At 38.8% G+C, this 4,468-nt stretch carries 2 protein-coding genes; both read right to left on the bottom strand.

The window, feature by feature from the left end; translation table 11 throughout:
• Positions 1 to 268: 268 nt before the first annotated feature.
• Positions 269 to 3,208, bottom strand: coding sequence for a glycoside hydrolase family 38 N-terminal domain-containing protein (locus AC1DND_RS20735; RefSeq protein WP_477584535.1), 2,940 nt, complete (start codon positions 3,206 to 3,208; stop codon positions 269 to 271).
• A gap of 348 nt (positions 3,209 to 3,556) precedes the next feature.
• The coding region (locus tag AC1DND_RS20730) for a phytanoyl-CoA dioxygenase family protein (RefSeq protein WP_477584534.1) at positions 3,557 to 4,468 on the bottom strand (912 nt) is incomplete at its 5' end.

The following is a 4,468-nucleotide window of genomic DNA, read 5'->3' as shown; positions in this document are numbered from 1 at the left end:
ATCCGGAGGTTTTTCTTCCCTTAATTTATTTTTTGTATTTTAATTCACTAATGTCCGATAAAAAAAAGAAAATTAGTACAAAAAGGAAAGCGCGAAAAGTGTTGCTTAAAAAGTGGATCATTAATATTTCGGATGGTTAATAAATAAATTCGCGAAGAGTCACTCTACGCCACGATCCAACTGGCATAAGTAGTTTACACTTTTTGTCCCGAAACCTATTTTTTCTTTGCCTATCAATTTAGCCAATTCTGGCACATCTTGTTGAATATTACATTTCAAAATAGTAGCTAATTGTTCCAAACGGTAGCATGGTTTGATCAGCCTTTATTTCTGCACCACGCTTTTCATTCGCCAAGCATGAATACAGTTTTTTAGGTCTACCATTGGTCCATTTCAAATCAACACCTTCGGGTTTATCCGACACAGAACGAAGTCTCAAGATCATCCCCTTTCCATCATCACCTTGTTTTAACATCGTAACAAATACTTTCGGATTTCCAATATTAACCCAGCTTTTCGCCACTTGCTTTCCTTCAACCGGCACTGCAAGTAAGGGACGGTTTTGTTCCATCCCAAAGCGATTTGCAGCCACAGCATCATATGGCCCGTGCGGAAAAACCCCATAATGCATATCAATAATCCCCCCTTGCTCGAGCGGGAAGTTGGTATACCAATGGTTATTTAAAGCCCAAGAAAAAAGCGTTTGTGTTTTAGGAATTGTTTTTAACCATTTACTTTTTAAGGCATCGCCCAAAATATTTGCGGTTAAATCTCCAAACTCAATCAGAGGAGCTTCAATAGCCGTCCAGGTAATGCCAGTTTGATCATTTGAAATGTCAACCCAATGCTGAAATGCCAACCAATTACGGTTTGCCCCCGGAATTTGATCAAATTCTGGTGTCATAATCCCCCAAGGTATATCCATACGTGTGGTACCATTAGGAACATTAAAAGCAAATCCAAAATGAATCCCCTCCTTCACACGCGTACTTATTTTGTCGAATGAATTCGTTAGATCTATCCACGGTTGTCCCTTAACGACTCTAATTTCTCTTGTAAGCCATTTGCAACCCTGTGCATTTGATTCTACGATGATTGATACCACCAGGGGACCTTTTTCCTTAACCTTAAGTACAATATTGTAAGGCTGTAGTGCTCTATTAGAAGCATCTTCACCCAATAAATAACGATAACTGTTTAAACCATATCTCGACCTTTTATCCACGTACTCCTGTTTAGTAGCAAGATTAATTAAGCTCGAAATATCCCCAGTTTTTGGATCAATTGCAACAGAAAACGTACCATTTGAAAGTGTATCTCCTACTATGCGACACTCGCCAGGCTGTTGGCCAGGTTTCCCCTGTTCAATGGTAAAAAGCGCTGAACCAAGTGCTGGAATTCTATCAGCAGAAAAAACAAGTTCGCCAGTTGAAAGTCTTTGTGACGGCACCTCTTGCCCCTTTTCATTTAGTACCCGATCACCACTTTTACTCTGATCTTTCGAGAGTGTAACCAGCCCCCCTCTTTCCCAAGAAAGCGTGTTAAAAATAGCAAACTTATTACTTTCAGGCTTTTTTATTTCTTTGAATGTTTCTGCTAAAAGTTCATTGCTTGTTTTGAGTGCATTTTCAAAATAGGAAGCTTTGGTTTGCTCAATTTGTTTGGCCATAGGCGCTGCAGGGTCTGAATATCCCCATGTATGTTCTGATCCCAACAGCACATTTTCCCATGATTCGTTAATTTCCTTTTTCGGAGAAGGCTTTTTATAGTCTAGTATAGACCATGCGGTCTCCATTTGCACCAAATTTTCAGTGGCACGACGTTTCATGCCCACACGTAGTGCGTCCGAACCCAATCCATCTGTCCAGTATTCGGTGTAATCTCCTTTTACTTCTGGGATTATTGTACTGTAGCGGCTTTCAAAGTCATTTAAAATTCTTTGTGCACCTGATATTACTAATTTAGGATAGGCATATTTTTCATTCCATGCGCGAACAGCATCTGGCAAATCTGCATCAATTAGTGTATTATCTGCCAATGACCAGGTCATTACATACATATTATAAGGCGATTGATCAGCCTCTAACTTGGCAGTTTCATCAAAAATAAATGGATCGACAAAATTAGCCGTAGGGTCTTTACTCGTAAAACGATCAGGTCCATCACCAGGGCTATGTCCTTGTATTAAGGCAAGGTTCTCTTTCGAGCCTTTTAAGTTATAACCATAGCCATAGGGATATGCCTGATAGAATAGAATTTTAGATTTTCCATCTGGCGAAACCCAATAAAATGGCTTATGCTCCCATGCCTGCCTAATCGTCCCTATTCGACCAACGTGATTAGGAAAACTAAAAAAACCTCGAATACCATTTTGAAACGCTGCCTGAGTTATACCCCAGCCAGCTCCGGGAACATCCATTTGCACCATTGTCTTTATCGGAACACCAGTAATGTTTTGAATTTCATTGGAAGTATGAAATAATCGAAGTAATTCCTCATCAGAGCACGTACTCGTATTTGTATTGCCATAACTGCCATCCAAACACACCCAACCCTTTCTAACCGCGTCAATAAAAGCTTTTCTTTTCTCTGATGTAGCCTTTTTCAAGTATCCCTCTGTTACCCAACTTGCTTCAGGGTTCCACACAAAACGAGCCCCTTCTGGGTAATTTTGGGTCTTTTTTGCAATGTCGATACCAACATCTAAGTTACGGATATGTAGTTTTTGAACAAATTCCTGCGTTCCCGTATACCCTATATCAACATGAGAATGGGGATATATATAAACCGTCCATTGGCGTTTTGCAGGAACCAATACTGATTGGCTTAATTGGTTTGTTGAAGTAATTACCGAAATTCGGGCCTGGCACATCTTGTTTACACCAGCACCATCGGGTAATAGTACCGACAAGGAATCGACACTCTCCATAGAATTAATGGGGGTTTCTTCGATAACCGAATTACATTCTACCTTTATTTTAGCAGAACCCGACCGTTTTAACCCTTTAAAAACGAGGGTAATTGCACGCCCTGGTTTGCCGTCTTTACGGTGTTTATAATAGGGCTGAACCTTACATTCAAAAGATTGAGGAACAGATTGAGCTAAAGTTGCATTAATACTAATAGTGCTTAAAAACAGTAATGTTAGTGCAAAGCCCAACATACTCATATAATTTTTAAGCGTTAAATTCTTTTTGATGTATCTCATTACCTAAGTGTTTTTTATAGCATGTAATTTTTACTGAAGTATAAAACTTGCGGGTGTATAAGCATTCAGTAAAAAAGTTAGTTTATTGTTAACTATAGTAAATTGTTTCCCTGTTAATCACCTCGGAGGTTTACTGGTGTTGTTTTAAGAATTATGTGTTAGCTTCATCAATTTATTCCAGTATAAAACTTACCGGAACGTTTGCATTAAGAGAAAAGATAAGTTTTACCTCTCACCTTGCAGAGTTACTCTAGTGGCTTTAGTAATAAATGCAGTTTATTACCTTTATCGGAACAAGGCGGTGTCTACTTCATATGCAACATTGAAAAGCAAATACAATCTATTTAATTATTGATTATCATAGAGTTCCATATAATCAACTTTGGGAATGTTTTTCCCTAAAGCTTCCAATTCTTTATCCCCATCAAACAAAAGAGGGAAAAATTTGCTATCTAGTACCTGATCCTGTTCCATAGGCGGAAAACTTTTTAAGGCTTCTAACCTGCTGTAGCCCGCTGTGTTTCCTAATGTATTATAGTTCATCGCATTAAGAACAATAGCTCTTCTGGAACGATCTGAAGTATTTGCATAAGATCCGTGCATGGTAAGGGGATGATGAAAGCTAGCATAACCTTTCGGTAATTCATTAGCTATTCTATTATCAAATTGCACTAATTGTTCTTTATTTAAAATTTCCCTTACCGCATCCATATCACCGGTTAATCCGGTAATAGGAAGCAAGCCCCATTTATAACTTCCGGGAACAAAATAGAGACAGCCATTTTCTACATTTGCATCATCTAAACCTATCCAGCAAGTGAGATGATGCATTGGTTTTGTAAATGTCCAATACGAAAAATCCTGATGCCATGCCACTACTCCCCCATGCTTAGCCGGTTTACAAAACAATTGATCATGAAAAAGTCTAAAGGATTGCCCCAGTAATTGATAGGCTGCCATGCGGTACGCTGGTGCCCAGAATAAATCATGAAAACCAGGAGTTACACGCCAGCCACCAATAGCGTGAAAGAGCACCTTGCTGGGATCTTCGGATTCATTACTTTCATAGTGGTAAAATAATTTTTTCTCCTCCTGACTTATGGACTGTAATTTTACAAGTTCCTCATTGAGTATATCTACTTGTTCTTCTGTCAGGACTTTAATTCCCTTGAGATATCCATTTTCCTTAAAAAAAGAAACCTGTTCTTCCGACAACATGTATTGTTCCCATTCCTTTGCAGTCTTCGGTTGCACAAACAT

The organism is Pedobacter sp. 01N416 (assembly GCF_056399685.1).
This window is presented reverse-complemented; position numbering and strand designations above follow the sequence as displayed.